Here is an 18516-nt window from a genome sequence, read left to right as displayed (position 1 = left end):
CACCGCACCATTAGCGTTAGACTTCTTTCCCCGAATTTTCAGGCGGTGTATCCAGTGAAACTACAAGACAGCCCCATCACACAGCACAATCTGAATGGTCGAACGTTTTACTTAAAACGGGATGACCTACTGCATAGTCATTTTAATGGTAATAAAGCACGTAAGTTTGCCGATACACTGCAACAACAATACCCACAGGTGACTCGGTTGATCGGTTGGGGTTCAGCTCAGGCTAATTCACTCACGACGCTGGCAGCCCTAGCAAAAATTAAAGGCTGGTCTCTAACCTATTATGTTGACCACAAACCCAGTTGGTTGGATGAAAAACCAATGGGGAATTATCGCATGGCACTAGAACTCGGGGCGACCATTGTCTCCCTAGCTGACATCAACGGTTCTGATTGTATGTCGGAGCCTAAATTGCATCCGTCAGACTTTATTCAACGTCACCATGGTAATGACGAAACATGTCTTATCATACCTGAAGGTGGGCGTTTTCAATCGGCACAACTGGGCGTTCAACAGCTTGCCAGAGAAATTTTGACCTGGTCACGATTCGAAAAAAGTTCAGCACTTAAGGTAGCTCTACCGTCGGGCACCGGAACGACGGCATTATACTTGGCAAAAGCGCTACAACCCGAAGGTATTGAGGTCCTCACTTGTCCTTGCGTAGGAGGAAAAGAGTATTTGATTCGCCAATTCCATGAGCTTGCTGAATATGATAACCACCCTACAATTCTTGAGCTAGAGAAAAAACATCACTTCGCAAAGCTCTATGAAGATGATTATTTGATGTGGCAAACCATGAATGAACAAACGCATGTCGAGTTTGATTTACTGTACGACCCGCTCATGTGGCGATGTTTGGTACCATGGCTTGAAGAGAATAAAGAGTCGACATTACTGTATATACATCAAGGGGGATTACTGGGTAATGAAACCATGCTCCCTCGATATGAGCGCAAGTTCGGAGCGGCATCTAAGAAAGTGTTGAGTTGGTAGATAGATATCGAAGAAATGTAGCATCGAGCCTGGACTACGCGTGTTACTAAACAAGACACAAAAAAGGGAAGCACTGCTTCCCTATCTAACTGACCGCGGATAGCTCTATTACTTATGTGACGAGTAAGCCTCTAGATATTGCTTCGCAAACACCATCGCTTGTTGAATTTCATCTTCATTCAACTTCAATGCTAATTTATCTCGTAATTGCTCTGCACTCTGGTAACCATTTGTAGATGCGACTGATGCCCACGCAAATGCTTGAATATTATCAAGCTCAACGCCCTCGCCTAGCGAGTATTTGAACGCAAGGTTTCTTTGACCATAAGCATAACCATTTTCAGCCGCCTTTCGATACCACTTTACCGCTTCAGTATCGTTGTGCTCAATCCCTAAGCCTTTTGCGTACATAACACCTAAGCTATTTTGAGCAACATCGTAGTCACGCTCTGCCGCTAGGCGATAGTATTCCACCGCTTTAGCATTACTTTTTTCTACGCCTCGTCCCCACTTGTACATGCCAGCAAGATAATATTGCGCTTGGTCATGACCGATAGCAGAGGCTTTTTCAAACCACGATGCCGCTTCTTTCGCGTCATAGTGCACGCCGTGCCCATTATCGTACATCATTCCCAATTTATACATGGCCGTTTCACTGCCTTGCTTTGCAGCTTTAGCGTACCAGTCAACCGCGACGCTATCGTCTTCTTTGATTCCATTACCCGCAGCATAACGATCACCAAGCTCGATTTGAGCAAACAAATCGCCTTGTTTTGCACCTTGGGTTACCGCTTTAACGCTCGACGCTGACCAATCCTTTGTAAATGCAAGGCTTCCCGCACTAAAACACAGACTACATAGTGAAACCGCTAACAGTGTTTTTCGCATTATTATTTCCTGTCTTGAAGATTAAGCCGAATACTGCCACATGATCATTAATGTTTTAGCGTTTTCATACAGAATTCGCAATACTCTGACAAAGAATTTCGGTCGAGTCACAAAAATCATTTCATTCTGCGTAGCCATGTTTATTTGATATCATAGGTCACGGCCTTTTGGTCCGTTGTCGCTTGGGTCGAATAAATATAATGTAATCGTTTGCAATTAGCGCTCGTGTTCCCTTATTAACTTTTGTAAACTTGTTCACAAATGTTTTTCGATAATATGGAGTCGAAATGGTCTCAAAATGGGCAAAACGATTTATCCAAATGGCAGAGCTCGTCGGATCATGGAGCAAGGATCCTTCAACTCAAGTGGGTGCCGTCATTACAAAAAATAACCGAATTGTGTCCGTCGGTTTTAATGGTTATCCGCATGGTATTTCTGATAGCGCAGAAAGTGACGAAAGAGAAACTAAGTACCTCAAAACGCTGCATGCGGAAGAAAATGCCATTCTTTTTGCAAAACGAGATTTGGATGCCTGTGAAATCTGGGTCACTCATTTCCCTTGCCCTAATTGCGCAGCAAAAATCATCCAAACCGGCATATCTGTTGTGCACTGCCCTGCGCAGTCTGAGGATTTCCTTTCTCGTTGGGGTGACAAGATTTCACTGAGCCAAGACATGTTTGAACAAGCTGAGGTTAAAATTGACTGGCTTGAGCTTTCCGGCGAAGAAAAACCGAACGACTGAATGTCATCACTAGGTGGTTTCGTCATTAACGAAGCCGCCTTGTTTAAACGCAATATCGAACGCTGTCCTACGGCTAAAAACCATCGAAGTACCCACATTCGTTGTCAGTTGTTACATTTTGAATAGGTATATTCATTCATAAGCAACTAAAAACCATATTTAAAACGATATAATCCCTTTCCAATAATACTGCTATCCTTTAAAATCCGCGCTCGCTATCAATACGACACGTATCATCATTAAAAAGAGTAGGTTCATGGTCACATCTCGTTCGCTATCGATTGCCTTTACCGCTATGGTTGGCGCGACAATCTCACCTATGTTAAGTGCTATCGAGCTGCCTCTCTTCAAAGAAGAAGCAGAAGCTCGCGGCTATACCTTGCCGGAAACATTCGGCCTTAGCCTGGGTTACATGAACGTTTCTCAAAATATTAATATCGATTCTATTCAATTCGACGGTCTCAAACTGGGCAATATTCCGATTGGATCAGACTCTATCGGAATAAAAACAGAAAGTGGTTACCAAGAGAGTGACGTTTTGACACTTAAAGCCGACGTTTGGGTCCTGCCATTCTTAAATTTCTATGCTATTGGTGGAAAAATAAATGGTTATTCAGAGACGACAATCACGTCGTTAAAAATAGGACCGCTCCCTGAGGTCAATACTGAGCTTCCTTTTCGCTTGGATTTGGATGGCTATTTATACGGTGGTGGTACAGTCATCGCTGGCGGGTACGAAAACTGGTTTGCTTTAGCCGACATAAGTTACACGAAAACTCAATTAACCGTTATCAGTGGCGAAATTGAATCGGTCGTAATGTCACCTCGAATTGGATACGACTTCTCTAGAAATACCGATGTCCCTATTCGTGTTTGGGTCGGAGCACAATATCAGAATGTCCAACAGGAACTTTCTGGGAACATTAATGACCTTAGCCTACCGTCTGAACTTGCAGGCCTTATTGATATTGTAAATAGAGACGGTGAAGGTAAATTCAATGTAAAACAAAGCCTCGCCAACAACTGGAACTCCCTCGTTGGTGCGCAATATGAATTCACACCAAACTGGGTATTGATCAGCGAGATCGGTTTCGGACAAAGAAAAAGTTTCTTCATGACGTTAGATGCTAGATTCTAGATACACCTCCAAGAATAAAACCACTTTTTGAAAGAGGCCCTTAACGGGTCTTTTTCTTTGTGGCTTCTAGCATAATTGGCAGTAACACCAAACTGAAGAGAAGGATGCTTGATAACGCAATGGTTAGAACCAAACCAATCGAGTGCATACCTTGGTGTTTAGCAATAATCAGTGCACCAAAGGTTGCCAGTGTTGTCAGACAGCTTATTAACGAGGCTTTAGGGGTTGAGGTAGTAAAAAATGCCGTCAGACTACCGACTGCTCGAAAGCGCTTAACGATATGAATGCCATTATCGACACCCAAGCCGAAGATCAATGGCACAACAATAATGTTCGCCATATTCATCGATAAATTCAGCCAGTACATCATTCCTAATGTGGTGATCGTCGCGAGTCCTAACGGAATAAAAATAAGAATAATGTCGCGTTTCTTATCCACGGTCCAAATAAGAATGAGTGCGATGGCAAATACGGACATAAGAATCGCCGAGCGAAATGCATCCACAACGATAACGCCGACCTCTTTTTCAGCCACCGCCCGACCTGTTGCATTTGGCGCGATAAACTGCACATCACCAATAAACTGATTCAGCTCGTCAACATTACTCATATTGCCGCTTGGGGTTACGGTAACTAACCATTCCCCGGCTTGACCAACATATCGGGTCAGCAACGATTTCGGCAGGTCGGTCTTAAGGTCCAACTCATTGCTATTCGCCCCGATAGCGGACAACAACCCCGAATCTAATCCACTAAACAAATGACGAGTCGTATTTTCGACATCAATGGTGTCTGGAATATCTTTAGCTCCCTGCCAGCCCATTGCCATCGCTTGTTGCTTAAAATTACTTAACGAAACAGGGCTAACGGTCGAGTCTACAGCCAAAGAATCCGACAGCGCTTTCGTTCGTTCCTGAAGATCGTTTGGCATGAAGTCACTGGCAATGAGGACATGACTCACGCTGGCTTGCTGCACCAATTGAGACTTCCATTCTTTGGCTTCCTGTTCGTTACTTGCAATCGCATACAATTGATAACTGGAACCTAAACCATGCTGCTGCAACGCGTGTAGCCCTAGTACCGATTCAGATTCAGGGTTCTTTAGAACCAATGTTGAGAAATCAAACTTAAACTGAGTCGCACCGTAACCCATTACGCAAGCGACACCAAGTATCAACAGACAAATACTGCGTTTATAGGTAGTCAGCAATGAACCAAAAGCGGAAAAAAAGCGCGTGTCGGCTTTATGCTTAACAGTTGGGTAGCCAAATAAGGTAAAAAATAACGGAATAACAATGAAGGTTGCAGTCAGCCCTAACAGCATACCTAACGCCGAGACAATGCCCAGTTCGCCGAGACCAGTGTAGGCGGTGGGGTAAAAACTTAGAAACCCGATACCGGATGACAATGCACACAGAGAAAGAGGCTTGAAAGAGTGCGCGACCGCATGAGTGAGGCTAAGGGTATTGTCTTCACCTTTGATCCGCAGCTCTTGAATATGCAGGCATAAGTGTATTGAGAAATCGACAGCCAGCCCGATAAACATGACCATAAACACAATGGATATCGTGTTGTAATAACCCACGACGAAAAGTCCGGCGGCAAACGTCCAGGTTAAGCCAATGATAACCGTTAGGTAACAAGCTATAATCACACGAACGGAGCGAATACCAATCGCAAGAATCAATACCAAACCTGCCAACGACGCCGCCCCAGCTATCGCGATACTGTTGTTCGCGTCGGCGATCTCATCGAAGTCCAATGCCGCTTGTCCGGTAATCTGGACCTCCACTTTTGCCGGCAGGTTTGCCTCATTAATGATCTGATGGATCGTTTCAATAATGACTCGGTTGGGCTCTTTCACGCTATCGTCTGGTTGTGCCACTAGCGTTATCGCATAGGCACTAGGGGACGTAATCTCTTGACGTAAGCGTTGATTCCAATCGATATCTTGTCCGTTTATCGCGGCCAAAAGCGGGTCCAATACATGCGCGTCTAAAAGTGGATCATCATGCGTTGAATTTTTGGCGATCAATTGCCCAAGATACACATCAAGCTGTTGTGACTGAGCCCCCGCCATTAGCGGCGCCATTTCTTTGCTCGTGATACCTTGTAAAGTCTTAAACTCGGCATCAGAGACAAACCCTAACGCATACTGCTGAAACCAAGAAAGCAATGAGGGTGCGAATACATCTTTGAAGATAACCGTCTTAGCCAGTTTTTCATATAACGTGTCAACACTTTGTTTGGCGAGTTCGGGATCATCGCTGGTGATCAACACCACGACGTTACCCGTTTCAGGAAAGGTATTATCAAGACGGACGAGATTGTCTACCCATCCCCCTTCCTGCTTCACTAAAGAAGAAAGATCAGCATTCATTTTGAAGTGCTGCTGCCCATACCAGGCACTGCCGGCGGTTAGCATGAGAACAATAAGTAGAATCGTTTTTGGGAAACGTTGGATAAGAGCGATAAGTTGATTCACGATAGGCTTACAATGCATTGCAATAATATCGATAGTTTAACGCAAAATTCGTTTTGCTCGTCAATTTATTGTTAGTGGTATCGTTAAATACGCGGTAGACCTGTGGGCAACACAACAATGGTAGTCGTTGTATTTAGCGCTATAGGTGGTAGTGCAGGTGCAGGTAATAAAAAAGGAGCCAAGGCTCCTTTTTAAAATCGGATCAATCTGACCTATTCTTGGTCAATCATCCATTTACGGAATTCTTTACGCTCTTGCTTAGACGCCTTTGAATACCATGCTTGCAGCTGCGCGACATTATCAGAAGCGACTGGCGCAGCCGCCGTTTCATTAGATGGTGTTACTGAGGCACTTGTGGACGCAACGCTCGTCGCCGCGACGGCAGTAGTAGCAGCGACCGCGGTGGTAGAAGGCGTGGCGGCCTTCGCCACAACCATGTCACCAGAAGCAAAAGTAATACCACGCTCAGCATTATGTGCAGCGATCAGTTCATCCATCGCCATATAAGGCAAGAAACCATCTTTACCTTTTAGCTTTTCTTGCTCGTACGCTAATGCGTAGCCATCTTGTGTTACTCGCCATTCTGGCGAATCTCCACGAAATGCAACCTTAGCTTCTTGCTCACTGCGCGCGACTGGGTGGTTAATTTTCACCTCTTCGCCTGTCACATTAAGCGTTAGTACATATGGCGCAGAGGTAAAAACATTTGAACTACTACCTTTGCCCAGCTTTTTATCCATACGCACAACAACTTGGTTTTCGCCTTCAACCAATTGGTTCTTACCAATTCGCTCTCCGGCTTCTTGCCCGTTAATAAAGTAAACCGACACACCTTTCATAGGGACCAGCGTTGCGGCATTAACGCTAAATGCCAGGCTCAACGCGGTAAGAATAACAATACTATTTTTCACAATCGGCTTCCTTTACTACTGCCTAGTTTCTTGTCAAACAGCATGCCACAGAGACCACTTGCAAAAAAGGATTTTTTAGATAAATTGACATCTAAATCACTAATTAACAGACATAAAAAAGCCACCCAAGGGTGGCTTTCAATATAATCTGTTAGCTAAAAGCTAGATTAGAATTCAGCTTTTGCACCAAGTGCGAAACCGATATCATTTGACTGGTAGTTACCAGAGTTATCAAGACCGTGACCATCGTTGCCACCAAGTTCAGCGTAAACAGTTGCGCCTGGAGCTACCATATAACCAGCGTTTACAAACCAACCCATTTCTGAGTCTACATCTTGTGTTGAACCGTTTGCACTAGTAAGAGTCTTCTTATCAAAATTAGCGTACTGAAGGCCAGCAGCAAGAATAACTTTATCAATGGTGTAATCTGCAGCAAGACCATAGATATCCATGCTGCTATCAACACTAGATACAGTATCATTCATACGATAATAACCAGCTTCTAGATTTAGGTTTTCAACACCAGCCCAGCGACCTTCTAGAGCGTATAGTTCTTCACTATCACCTGAATTTGTAATACCAGCGCCTTTAAAGTCTGCTTTGCCGTAGAAACCAGTAAAATCAAAGTCTGCTACACGGTAACCAAGTTTAGCGTCGACCATGTTGCCGTCTTCACCCAAACCTGCGTTTGTGTTTTTATCTTGCTTGTATGCGATACCAGCGTAAAAATTGCCTTTATCGATGTCATAACGGATAGATTCATCTGCACCAAATGGTGAGTTATTAGAGAAGAATGCATCAAAACCAAACTGGTAATCTGAACCGATACCCGCGTCATCTAGAATAGAATCTAGGCGACCAACAATTAATGAACCAGCAGCTTGAGAGTAAACACCTACGTAAGTGTTACCAGCTTTAACCGCGCTGTTAGATAAACCATTATCTGCGCTGCCGTCAAATTCCCAGTAAGCACCAAACTGTAGATCGTCGTTAATTGCGTAGCGAACATCAAATCCAAAATCCGCGTCTTGAATTTGTTGCTCAGTACTTTGGTCTACGCCAATGTCTTGTACATAAACAACTTCAATGTCACCTTTAAGGTCAACAGTTACATTGTTCTCGTTGTAAATTTCGATTCCTGCTTGCGCAGAACCTGCTGCAAATACTGCTAGAGCTACTAGAGTCTTTTTCATGATAATCCACTGCCTTTTCATTAGATGGGAATTCCCTTTCGGTTCCCTTTTTTAATATATATCGCGCCAAAATCATTTTTTAGAACAACAACCTTTTGTTCTCAAGTCGTTTCAGCGTCGTTAAATCTCGAAATCAAGAATGCAAAAGTTATAAGACAATGTCAAACACTCTAAAGGCTCATGATAAATTATTATAAAGACATGTAAAACAATGGGTTATGAGAAAGTTCGTGATGTACCGCAAAGTTTTTTCATGGTAGTAAGCTGCAATATTTCGCTAAATAAAACATCCAATAATTACATATAACTCTAAAGAATGGATAACAAGCACACCGCTAGCAGAACTTTAAACTATCAACATATGTTTTTTGGCGTTTTATATTTTTCACCAATCAAATTATATAGCCACCTATGAAAGTTCACTCATTTTTTGTGATATAGATCAAAACTCTAACAGCAATACCCTGTCGAGAATCTTTGATTGCCATGGTTCGAAGTGTGCTATCATCGCCCGACTGCAACTTGGATCACAGTATGACAACCAGTAAAATTCAAACATCTATTCGTAATAGCTATCAAAACCTGCAACATCAGTTGGATAACTTTGTACCTCGTCGGGCGCAAAACTACCTGGTTTCCGAAATTGCCAAGACATTACTTGGGCAATATCACAAATCAACACGCATTATTGTTGCGGAAGCTGGGACAGGTATTGGGAAAAGTCTCGCCTATCTGATGGCCACGATTCCTATTGCAGTGCAAAATAACCGCAAAATTGTGATTTCCACCGCAACCGTAGCGCTTCAAGAACAGCTGCTTGATAAAGACTTACCTCTATATAGGCGAATAACCGACCAAAACTTCTCCTTTGTTATAGCAAAAGGTCGTCAACGTTATTGCTGCGCGGAGAAGTTAGCGGTCGCTTGCGGTATCGGTCAGGCGGATGACAACAACAGCCAACTCGCCATGTTTGATGCTAAACCAAAGAAAAGTGACATCACACAGCTTCAAGATATGTATGAGAAGCTGTCTCAAAACAAATGGAATGGTGACCGTGACTCATGGCCTAACCCGATTGACGATTCAATCTGGCAGTCTATTGTCAGTGAAAAGCACAGTTGTAATAGTGGATTACCCGCACATAGGCAGTGCCCATTTGCTAAAGCACGCTCTGAACTCGATAAAAACGACGTCATTATTGCTAATCACAGTCTGGTCATGGCAGACGCTGATCTGGGCGGTGGGGTCATCCTACCCGAACCAGAAAATACGATTTTTATCTTTGATGAAGCGCATCACCTGCCACAAGTCGCGCGTGACCACGCGTCGGCTTCCGCGGCATTAAAGGGGACAGTGAGTTGGTTAGAGCGCTTAAACCAAGCGGTATCTAAATATTCGGGGCTGGCTGACGAAAAACGTGTCGGTCGTTTTCGCAATGAACTTCAAGACTCAATACAGCAGCTTATTCCGTTACTCGGCGAAGTGAATACATTTTGTTCTAGCCTAACCTTTGAAGACAATAACTGTCGATTTGAAAACGGCGAGCTGCCGACGTGGTTGGAAACGCAAGCGAAAGATCTTAAATCCATCACCCAAAAAGGCGCACAAGCTTCCGCTAAAATAGCCGACTTGATTTCAGAGCGACTGAAAGATGGAGAGATCGCGACGCGCATTGCAGAACCTGCGCTGGCGGAGCTTGGATTCTACATTCAGCGTTTTGACAATCTAGCGGCGGTTTGGCGACTAATGAGCGAGGCGCAAAAAGAAAAAGGGGCGCCGCTTGCTCGCTGGATTGAGCAAAGTAAAGAACGCGATAATGACCACATTGTCAGCGTATCGCCACTCGAAGTTGGCTGGCAACTCGACCAACAGCTGTGGTCTCGTTGTGTCGGCGCCGTGCTCGTCTCTGCCACCATGAGAGCGCTTAATTCTTTCTCATTTTTCTGCCATCAAAGTGGCATTAGTCAAAAAGAAGACGATGGTGTGCAGTTTCTTGCCCTTGCTTCGCCTTTTGACTATGCGAATCAAGCAGAATTGATTGTGCCAAAGATGAAGTACGAGCCACAAGCCACGCCTTTTACTGATGAGTTAAAAGAGAAACTCATGGAATACATCGCTGATGGTAAAAGTAACCTTGTGCTATTTTCATCTTATTGGCAGATGAACCAGGTCGCCAATGACATTAAAGGAAAGTTCGCATTAAAAGGCTGGCACCTGCAAGTACAAGGAGAACGCTCGCGCACAGAAATTCTAAATAAACATAAAACGCTGACTCAATGCGGTAAAACCAGCGTTCTTTTTGGAACCGGTAGCTTTTCTGAGGGGCTCGATCTCCCAGGGGAGTTATTAGAAAACCTCATTATTACCAAAATACCGTTTGGCGTGCCTACTTCACCAATAGAACAAGCGCATGCCGAATACATTGAACGCCGCGGTGGTAACCCGTTTCTACAGATTACTGTTCCAGAGGCCAGTAAAAAGCTGATACAATCGGCCGGACGTTTACTGCGAAAAGAAAGAGATTGCGGAACCTTGTATATTCTCGATAGACGTATCGTAACCAAAAGGTATGGCAAATCTCTTCTCGATTCCCTGCCCCCATTTAAAAGAACGATAGAAAAGTAAGGTGATCGGTTTCCATGGAATTTATTGAACCCAGCATGTTGGTGGTTCTTGCGCTAGTGGCGTTTGCTGCTGGTTTTATTGACGCCGTCGCAGGTGGCGGCGGAATGCTAACGGTTCCCGCCCTGCTCTCGCTTGGGTTGCCGCCGCATATCGCGCTTGGTACCAATAAACTCGCTGCGACTTTTGCCTCCTCGACAGCGGCCTTTACTTACTATCGTAAACGACTTTTTAAGCCCGAGTGCTGGAAACGAGCATTCGTGTCTACATTGATTGGTGCCACGCTAGGCACGCTTGTCGTTGATATGATCTCAACACAATGGCTCGAGAAAGTGCTTCCGCTCGTTATCCTTGCCGCTGCGCTTTACACTGTTTTTCACAAAGCACCAAGCGCGGATGGTGATGGCGTCAATCGCGGATGCCCAAAATTCAATCGTAAACAATACTTGCAAGGCTTGTCACTTGGATTTTACGACGGTGTCGCGGGGCCAGGTACGGGCGCATTTTGGACCGTGAGTTCAATGGCGTTGTATCGTTTGAATATCTTGTTGGCTTCTGGTCTGGCTAAGGCAATGAACTTTACCAGTAACTTCACGTCCCTCATCACTTTTGCCATTCTCGGTCATATTAATTGGGTTTTGGGACTGACGATGGGCGTATGCCTCATGGTTGGGGCTTACATTGGCGCGCATTCGGCCATTCGGTTTGGTGGCAAGTTCATTCGCCCTATTTTTGTAACCGTTGTGAGTATTCTCGCAATCAAGCTCGCCTACGATGCGTGGTTTTGATCGTTAACATTGATTGTTTGATTTGCCAATGTGAGTAAAGTGCTTAGGAGAAACCATGAGATTAACCGATCTACACGCACGTCTCGATGTTCTCCGACGGTCTGCTTCTGCGCTTGATGCACAGCGTCAGAAACACGCCCCGGCTTTGTTTGATCAGCAGTTATTTAATTCGCCATCTCGGCTGTTGTCACCCTGTGTACAAGAAGCAAAGGAGAACCTGCGCCAGCTTTCCTCTCCAGACCTTCACGCCAACAAGGCACAATACCTGTCAGAGCGATTTGTCGCACAGTTAGAAGCCTTAGAGCGAGCACTCGCCTCTTCATCATTAGCCGCAGCAGGTAATCATACTACGCCTATTAATGAACTTAACGCCAGCCTTGAGCAGCACAAAGTGTGGGAAATCAGACTGTGTGATATGGTCAGACAAAAAGAAGTCCAGTATAAATCAGCCCCACATAATGTGGCGCTAGAACAAGCATGGCGAACCGCCGAGCAACGCTTGCAACGCTGCCGGTCAGCCATACTCAATATTGAACATCAGATTAGCGAAAGTGAGAAGTTTTTATAATGCCAAACGATCAAAGCTTAGACAGTGCGCCAGAAGAAATAAAACTGGCCGTTGACCTTATTTATTTGTTGGAAAGTAATGATATTTCACCAGAAATAGCGTTGAAAGCTATAGATATCGTTCAATCCGATCTTCGTCGACAACTCGAAAGCAGTAAGCAGTAAGCCAGTTTCGTTATTTGTCACACAACGACTAAATGATCGAATACAGATATCAAGGGATCAGCCGCAGCCCTATCACGTTGAAAAGATCCGGCACTCTAAGATCGATGCCAGATCCTTTCAACCATTGTAATCCAGGGACAAATCACACTTTAAATTGGTTCATTAAACGCTGCTGCTCCGAAGATAGCTGGTAAATATCATTACCCACACTTTCCGACTCTCCAGCTTGATCTAAGATCTTCGCGCTTAAGTCCCGTATATTGGTGACATTTTGGTTTACCTCACTTGAAACAGACTGCTGCTCTTCCGCCGCTTTTACGATTTGTGAGTTCATGTCGTTAATCGCCGATATTGACTCAAAAATACTACTCAACGACGTTACCGCTTGTTGTACATGAGACGCCGTAGAATCAGCAAGTTGTGACCCATGTTGAATCGCTTGAACCACATCTTTGGTTCCCTTTTGTACGCGGTCAATCACCTCGCGAATCTCCCCCACAGAGTCATGCGTTCGACTTGCAAGATTACGAACTTCATCTGCCACCACCGCAAAACCTCGTCCTTGCTCTCCAGCTCGAGCTGCTTCAATTGCTGCATTGAGAGCGAGTAAATTGGTCTGTTCAGAAATCCCCTCGATGACCGCTAAAATTGCGGTGATATTGGCGTTGTTATTCGCCAATTCCTCAACAATAGGCACGGTCGCCTTCATTTGTTCAACAAGTCTCACCATCTCGGCCGCTGACAACTCCGCGACTTCTTGTCCTTGACTTGCGGAATTATTAGCCGATTCCGCCGCTTCAACCGCCGTTTCCGCATTTTGAACGACAAGCGAAGCCGTCTGTGTCATTTCTTCTGAAGCGGTCGCCACTAAATCGACTTCTCTAAACTGAGCGTCACAACTAATTCGACTTGATGCCGCGGTTGATTTTGCCTGCGCCGCCGTTTGAGTCACTTGTTCAGAGGTGACAGCAACCTGAGAGATAGTCGACTGAAGTTTTTCTAAAAACGCATTAAACTGCACGGCGAGTTGGCCTATTTCATCCCCTGATTTCACTTCCAGTCTTTGCGTTAAATCACCTTCACCCGTCGCAATATCTTCAAGCCTAGCTACAACCTCACGAATCGGCTTAACTAGACTGTGTGATACAACACCAATCACCGCCAACCCGATAATAACAAAGCCTAACCCAGCTAAAATCTCAATGAGAACGCCTTCTTCTAATTGAGTAGTCAGCGTTCGATCTAAGGTGATGGCATCACTCAAAACAGCACTTCTAGGCATATCAAAGAAGACACCCCAAGTCTGATTAGCAATATAGACGGGATTGAATACCGTCAACCACTCGCCATCCTTACTCCATTGAATAACAGATTCCTCTCCAAACATCAGGTCCGTCACTTGGTCTTTTGACAATACGTGACTAACGAAAGGCGTCCCAGTTTTTACATTGGGATCATCACTCGCGATAACGGACTCATCCAGACTGACAATATTAATATTACCGCTACCGCTAAATAAACTGCTATCTGAGTCTGTGACGGTTTCTGCAAGCTGTGTTAAACGTAGGTCGATCCCCAGAAAGCCAATAACCATGTTATCTACACTGATCGGCAAAGAAAGTGATGAAATTAGGTGAGTATTGCCCCCAATTTGAGTGCTTTTAGGTGTGCTGACACAGGCTGATTCCGATGCAAGAGGACAATAAAACCGTTCCGCATTATCAAAATTATCCAGGTCCGCTTTGCTTAACACTTGGCGGACCGCGTTCTCGCCTGACTCCGTGATCGTCCAATATGTAGCAAACTGGCCAAGTTCATTCGAGCCAACATAATCTGCCCCTTCGTAGTTAGAATCTTCACCATCAAGCATATTGGGCTTAAAGACGAGATAAGCCCCCTCAATCGACGGAAATTGAATCACAGCTTGGCGAAGCATCTCATCCAGTGCTGTACGCAAGTCTTCACTCGGGACAAAGTTCTCTTCCGCATTCGACTTTTGGAAAGTGGCATTAGAAATTAGCATCTCTGCACGAAATATGGCTTCGCTAAAATAGTCTTTCACTTCACGTGCATTTATTTCAGCCCGTGCTTCCAATAGTGCCTCAGACTTTTCAACCACTGATTGAGAACTCAGTAATTGCGTAGCTTTTTGATTATTTGTAGCGTTATAGAGAGAGAAACCAATAAGTGCAAGCGACGTAAATAATAAACAGCAGCCAGCTAAAAGGGTAATCTTCCATTGTACGGAGAGAGTTCGCATAATACTTCCTTGTTCGCAAACGGTTATGCATATATAGATGTTATCGACAGAACATCCTTTTTATTGAGTCTTTTATTACAACATGTTTATAACGATACCTCAATAATTTGAAGTATACCCATCTCTATGACAGTGCTAGTATTTCTGCTATAACAAAACACGTAAAGCAAGAGAACAACATTGGATTACGGCGCTTCATTTCACATTGATCAATAACTCAATGGGAATTCATATCCCAGCCTTGTGTCTTTCGCTTTCACGTGAACAACCTATTAGATCGAACCACCTATAGGATCGCCAAAAATGAAAGTTATCAGCTTCAACATTAATGGGCTAAGAGCCAGACTTCACCAGCTTCAAGCATTAATTGACAAGCATCAGCCTGATGTTATCGGCTTACAGGAGATTAAAGTACACAATGATGCTTTCCCCCTAGAGGCCGTCGAAGCGATGGGGTATCACGTGTATTTCCATGGCCAAAAAGCCCACTATGGCGTTGCCATGCTTTGTAAACAAAAACCAAGTTCGGTTCAATACGGATTCCCTACTGACACAGACGATCATCAAAAGCGTATGATCATGGCAACGTTCGACGATGAAAACGATAAAAAAGTCACGGTATTAAACGGTTACTTTCCTCAAGGGGACAACATCGCCCATGAGACCAAGTTCCCATACAAACGTCAGTTCTATAGTGACCTGATGACTTACCTTGATGAGCACCACACCCCTGAAGATAACGTCATCGTGATGGGCGACATTAATATCAGCCCAATCGACCTCGATATCGGCATTGGTGAGCCCAATAAAAAGCGCTGGCTCAAAACAGGAAAATGTTCATTCCAGCCAGTGGAGAGAGAGTGGCTCAAACGACTTCTTGACTGGGGATTCATTGATACCTTCCGTCAATTGCACCCGACAGTAGATGACCAGTACTCTTGGTTTGATTATCGCTCGAAAGGCTTTGTCGACAACCGAGGTCTGCGTATTGATGTCGTTCTTGCAACTCAGGGGTTGGCTCAAGATTGTACTGAAGCGGGTATCGATTATGAATTGCGTGGAATTGAAAAGCCATCAGATCATGCGCCGATTTGGTCTAGCTTTAAATAGCCACTTCAGATCAAGTCACTCATTATAAAAAAAGCGCTGAACCTATAGGTTCAGCGCTTTTTCACGTCGGTATGGATGTCGCTTTAATATATGTTCAGCTTACCGAAAATAATTGACCTCTATCGCATGCATTTATCAACTTATTCAACGAAGCCCATTCTTTAACTTAGAGGCTTGAGGTATGCAAGGAATCGTTTTTCTGCAAATTTAAAAACCGCTAGGATAATAAAGGTCAATGCCATATAGAACAGTCCAGCGGCGAGGAATGATTCAAATGGCGCGTAATAACGCGCATTGACTAAGCGAGCCGCCCCCGTTAAATCCATAATCGTGACAATACCCGCCACCGCTGAGCCATGTAACATAAAGATAACTTCGTTACTGTAAGCAGGAAGCGCACGACGCAATGCACTCGGCAAGATAATACGACGGTACGTTTTCCAGTATCCCATACCGTAGGCTTTCGCCGCTTCGACTTCTCCTTTTGGCAAGCCATTTATTGCGCCACGAATAATTTCAGACGTATACGCTGATGTATTGAGAACAAACGCAACAAGTGCACAGAACCATGCGTTTTCCCAAAGGGTATCTTTTACCGGAAAGAACTGGTCCATGCCGTAATAAATCAAATAAAGTTGGACTAGTAGTGGGGTGCCACGGAAAAAATAAATAAATGCCCAAGATGGCGCGATGGCAAAGTAGTTATTACTATTTCGAGCGATGGCAAGGGGGATAGCAACGCAAAGACCAATGACTAGCGACAATGACACCAACCATGCTGTAGTCCACAGTCCATCGAGATAAACCGGAAAACTATCGATAATAATAGAAAAGTCCATATCTACCTCACGTGAATGCTAAATTTGCGCTCAACCAGCTTCAATAAACCTGTTGATACCGCGGTGAAAAACAAGAAAATGATCGCGACTGACATATAAAAAGTGAAGGGCATTTTGGTTGAACCAGCAGCAAGGGAGCTGACCCGTACCATATCTTCCAAACCAATAATCGAAACCAACGCCGTCGTCTTGAGTAATACCAGCCAGTTATTACCGAAGCCAGGCAGAGCATGTCGGATCATTTGCGGCAACAGGATGCGCCTAAAGGCCATAGGGCCACTCATTCCATAGGCTTTGGCCGCTTCCATTTCGCCTTTGTCGACGGCCATAATAGCGCCACGAAAAGTTTCTGCCATATACGCGCCAAAGATGAAACCAATGGTCAGCACACCAGCAATAAATGGAGAGACATCAATATAATCCGGTAGGTAAGCGGTCCACTCATGGTTCGGGTTGCTCGAGGTAAACCACTCATTCAACCATTCATTAACAGCATACAAGCTATTATTGAGTAATATTTGCCCACCAAAGAATATCAACATCATCAAAACAAGATCGGGGATCCCACGGATAATGGTGGTATATAATGTCGCGATCGCACGAGCCCACCGATAGGGAGCAAGTTTAGCCAGCGCGCCTAACATGCCTAAAAGCATTGCGAGGATCAATGACAGCACGGCCACTTCTATTGTCAGCACAGCCCCTTTGAGGATGGAGGCTTCATATCCTTGTAAATCGAGCATAGTTTCTTCCAACTGCGAAACTTAAGCATTGATAATTCTTACCATACGGGTCGTTGACTCGTATTTTGGTAAAAAGGCTTGAGATAACACTCAAGCCTTATCAATGAGCGGTTAGATAAGCGGGTTACTTACCGTATACGTCATAATTAAAGTATTTTGCAGCAATCTCTTGATAAACACCCTTCTCGCGTAGTGACAAAATAGCCGCATCCAGTTGTTTAGTTAGATCTTTGTCTTGTTTACGCACAGCAATACCAAAACCATCACCAAACCATTTAGGGTCAGTTAATGAAGGGCCAACGAATTCATAGGCATCGCCACCTTCTTTTTTCAGTACACCATCTTCAAGAGCAGAGGCATCACCCAATACCGCCGCGATACGACCGTTACCAAGATCAAGGTAAGCTTCATCAAACGAACCGTAGCGTACGATTTCAACACTGTCACCGAAGTTATCAGTTAAGTATTTATCATGAGTCGTTGCACGTTGAACACCGATTTTCACACCATTAAGGTTGTCGAAATCAATACCCGCGTCTTTTTTCGCAATAAATTTGTTCGGAATAAGTGCGTATTTACCCGTAAAATCAATTTTCTTTTTACGTTCTTCAGTAATTGACATCGCGGCGATAATCGCATCATATTTACGCGCCAATAGAGAAGGAATAATGCCATCCCAGTCTTGAGGAACGATGACACATTTCGCTTTTAGCTCTTCACATAGAGCGTTAGCCATATCAACATCAAAACCTTTTAGGGAGCCATCGGCTTCTGTCCAGCTAAATGGAGGATACGCACCTTCAATACCAAAGCGCACTGTTTTCCATTCCTTTGCTTGTGCTACTCCAGTTGCTGCTGTCGCAATAATTGCCGCTGCTAATAACCACTTTTTCATTTCCATACTCCTGTGATTTACATTATTTTTAACTTAACGTTATTTTAGTGTTGTGTTGCTTTTATGTTGTGGTGCTTTTTATTCATTATTGTATGACGCGTCGTCTTATCTATCGGGTATCAAGTATCTGACGCGTACCAATGTTTAGCGCATCGGTAACGATTAGC

16 protein-coding genes are annotated in these 18516 nt (G+C 44.3%); 8 read left to right on the top strand and 8 right to left on the bottom strand.

From position 1 onward, the window contains the following. The first annotated feature begins 54 nt into the window (after positions 1 to 54). A complete protein-coding gene (locus ACE1OE_RS04880) occupies positions 55 to 1002 on the top strand; it encodes a 1-aminocyclopropane-1-carboxylate deaminase/D-cysteine desulfhydrase (protein WP_449210318.1) in 948 nt (315 codons plus the stop codon). 108 nt (positions 1003 to 1110) lie between these two features. Here ACE1OE_RS04880 and ACE1OE_RS04875 read toward each other — a convergent pair whose 3' ends face one another. Beyond that, positions 1111 to 1890, bottom strand: a complete 780-nt coding sequence (locus tag ACE1OE_RS04875; protein WP_449210317.1) for a tetratricopeptide repeat protein — start codon at positions 1888 to 1890, stop codon at positions 1111 to 1113. Positions 1891 to 2177: 287 nt separating this feature from the next. Here ACE1OE_RS04875 and ACE1OE_RS04870 point away from each other — a divergent pair, with 287 nt between their 5' ends. Next, positions 2178 to 2633: a dCMP deaminase family protein gene (locus tag ACE1OE_RS04870; protein WP_102470452.1), complete on the top strand. Its 456-nt coding sequence runs from the start codon at positions 2178 to 2180 to the stop codon at positions 2631 to 2633. Positions 2634 to 2889: 256 nt separating this feature from the next. Continuing rightward, the gene (locus ACE1OE_RS04865; protein WP_449210316.1) at positions 2890 to 3771 is read left to right on the top strand and encodes a TonB-dependent receptor; all 882 of its coding nucleotides are present in this window, start codon (positions 2890 to 2892) and stop codon (positions 3769 to 3771) included. Between the two features lie 40 nt (positions 3772 to 3811). Here the strand turns inward: ACE1OE_RS04865 and ACE1OE_RS04860 are convergent, their stop codons facing one another. The 3 genes from ACE1OE_RS04860 to ACE1OE_RS04850 form a co-directional block, all read right to left on the bottom strand. After that, a complete protein-coding gene (locus tag ACE1OE_RS04860; RefSeq protein ID WP_449210315.1) occupies positions 3812 to 6256 on the bottom strand; it encodes an MMPL family transporter in 2445 nt (814 codons plus the stop codon). Positions 6257 to 6468: 212 nt separating this feature from the next. Then, complete coding sequence (locus ACE1OE_RS04855; protein WP_449210314.1) at positions 6469 to 7167, bottom strand: DUF2057 family protein; 699 nt, start codon at positions 7165 to 7167, stop codon at positions 6469 to 6471. 167 nt (positions 7168 to 7334) lie between these two features. Next, on the bottom strand, positions 7335 to 8360 hold the full coding sequence (locus ACE1OE_RS04850) for a porin (RefSeq protein WP_449210313.1): 1026 nt from the start codon (positions 8358 to 8360) through the stop codon (positions 7335 to 7337). Between the two features lie 534 nt (positions 8361 to 8894). Between ACE1OE_RS04850 and dinG the strand changes: the two genes are divergently transcribed. From dinG to rsmS, 4 genes are read left to right on the top strand one after another with little or no spacing between them, the layout of a single operon-like run. Further along, positions 8895 to 10985, top strand: a complete 2091-nt coding sequence (dinG, locus tag ACE1OE_RS04845; RefSeq protein WP_449210312.1) for an ATP-dependent DNA helicase DinG — start codon at positions 8895 to 8897, stop codon at positions 10983 to 10985. Positions 10986 to 10999: 14 nt separating this feature from the next. Beyond that, positions 11000 to 11770, top strand: a complete 771-nt coding sequence (locus ACE1OE_RS04840; protein ID WP_102471614.1) for a TSUP family transporter — start codon at positions 11000 to 11002, stop codon at positions 11768 to 11770. A gap of 55 nt (positions 11771 to 11825) precedes the next feature. Further along, positions 11826 to 12338 carry a primosomal replication protein PriC gene (gene priC, locus ACE1OE_RS04835; RefSeq protein ID WP_449210311.1) on the top strand — a complete coding sequence of 171 codons (513 nt, stop codon included), beginning with the start codon at positions 11826 to 11828 and terminating at the stop codon, positions 12336 to 12338. Continuing rightward, complete coding sequence (gene rsmS / locus ACE1OE_RS04830; RefSeq protein WP_102471616.1) at positions 12338 to 12502, top strand: pleiotropic regulatory protein RsmS; 165 nt, start codon at positions 12338 to 12340, stop codon at positions 12500 to 12502. Before priC ends, rsmS begins: the two co-directional genes overlap by 1 nt. A 142-nt stretch (positions 12503 to 12644) precedes the next feature. Here rsmS and ACE1OE_RS04825 read toward each other — a convergent pair whose 3' ends face one another. Then, positions 12645 to 14762 carry a methyl-accepting chemotaxis protein gene (locus ACE1OE_RS04825; RefSeq protein WP_449210310.1) on the bottom strand — a complete coding sequence of 706 codons (2118 nt, stop codon included), beginning with the start codon at positions 14760 to 14762 and terminating at the stop codon, positions 12645 to 12647. Positions 14763 to 15065: 303 nt separating this feature from the next. On the opposite strand from ACE1OE_RS04825, the gene xthA reads away from it, so the two are divergent. Next, a complete protein-coding gene (gene xthA / locus ACE1OE_RS04820) occupies positions 15066 to 15872 on the top strand; it encodes an exodeoxyribonuclease III (protein ID WP_449210309.1) in 807 nt (268 codons plus the stop codon). A 161-nt stretch (positions 15873 to 16033) separates the two neighbouring features. Here xthA and ACE1OE_RS04815 read toward each other — a convergent pair whose 3' ends face one another. From ACE1OE_RS04815 to ACE1OE_RS04805, 3 genes are all read right to left on the bottom strand, one after another. Continuing rightward, positions 16034 to 16711 (bottom strand): ABC transporter permease, encoded by a 678-nt coding sequence (locus ACE1OE_RS04815; protein WP_102471619.1) that lies wholly within the window; start codon positions 16709 to 16711, stop codon positions 16034 to 16036. A gap of 2 nt (positions 16712 to 16713) precedes the next feature. Then, complete coding sequence (locus ACE1OE_RS04810) at positions 16714 to 17454, bottom strand: ABC transporter permease (RefSeq protein WP_372060523.1); 741 nt, start codon at positions 17452 to 17454, stop codon at positions 16714 to 16716. Between the two features lie 124 nt (positions 17455 to 17578). Next, complete coding sequence (locus ACE1OE_RS04805) at positions 17579 to 18349, bottom strand: ABC transporter substrate-binding protein (RefSeq protein WP_198593104.1); 771 nt, start codon at positions 18347 to 18349, stop codon at positions 17579 to 17581. Positions 18350 to 18516 lie beyond the last annotated feature (167 nt).

This window comes from Vibrio sp. E150_011, from assembly GCF_053544015.1.
The sequence above is the reverse complement of the archived record's forward strand: the minus strand, read 5'-3'. Positions and strand labels throughout refer to the sequence as shown.

Coding starts and splice junctions, on each gene's coding strand:
- priC (WP_449210311.1), top strand. CDS start 11,826: ATGAGATTAACCGATCTACACGCACGTCTCGATGTTCTCCGACGGTCT.
- ACE1OE_RS04815 (WP_102471619.1), bottom strand. CDS start 16,711: ATGGACTTTTCTATTATTATCGATAGTTTTCCGGTTTATCTCGATGGA.
- ACE1OE_RS04825 (WP_449210310.1), bottom strand. CDS start 14,762: ATGCGAACTCTCTCCGTACAATGGAAGATTACCCTTTTAGCTGGCTGC.
- ACE1OE_RS04870 (WP_102470452.1), top strand. CDS start 2,178: ATGGTCTCAAAATGGGCAAAACGATTTATCCAAATGGCAGAGCTCGTC.
- rsmS (WP_102471616.1), top strand. CDS start 12,338: ATGCCAAACGATCAAAGCTTAGACAGTGCGCCAGAAGAAATAAAACTG.
- ACE1OE_RS04865 (WP_449210316.1), top strand. CDS start 2,890: ATGGTCACATCTCGTTCGCTATCGATTGCCTTTACCGCTATGGTTGGC.
- ACE1OE_RS04875 (WP_449210317.1), bottom strand. CDS start 1,890: ATGCGAAAAACACTGTTAGCGGTTTCACTATGTAGTCTGTGTTTTAGT.
- dinG (WP_449210312.1), top strand. CDS start 8,895: ATGACAACCAGTAAAATTCAAACATCTATTCGTAATAGCTATCAAAAC.
- xthA (WP_449210309.1), top strand. CDS start 15,066: ATGAAAGTTATCAGCTTCAACATTAATGGGCTAAGAGCCAGACTTCAC.
- ACE1OE_RS04850 (WP_449210313.1), bottom strand. CDS start 8,360: ATGAAAAAGACTCTAGTAGCTCTAGCAGTATTTGCAGCAGGTTCTGCG.
- ACE1OE_RS04810 (WP_372060523.1), bottom strand. CDS start 17,454: ATGCTCGATTTACAAGGATATGAAGCCTCCATCCTCAAAGGGGCTGTG.
- ACE1OE_RS04805 (WP_198593104.1), bottom strand. CDS start 18,349: ATGAAAAAGTGGTTATTAGCAGCGGCAATTATTGCGACAGCAGCAACT.
- ACE1OE_RS04840 (WP_102471614.1), top strand. CDS start 11,000: ATGGAATTTATTGAACCCAGCATGTTGGTGGTTCTTGCGCTAGTGGCG.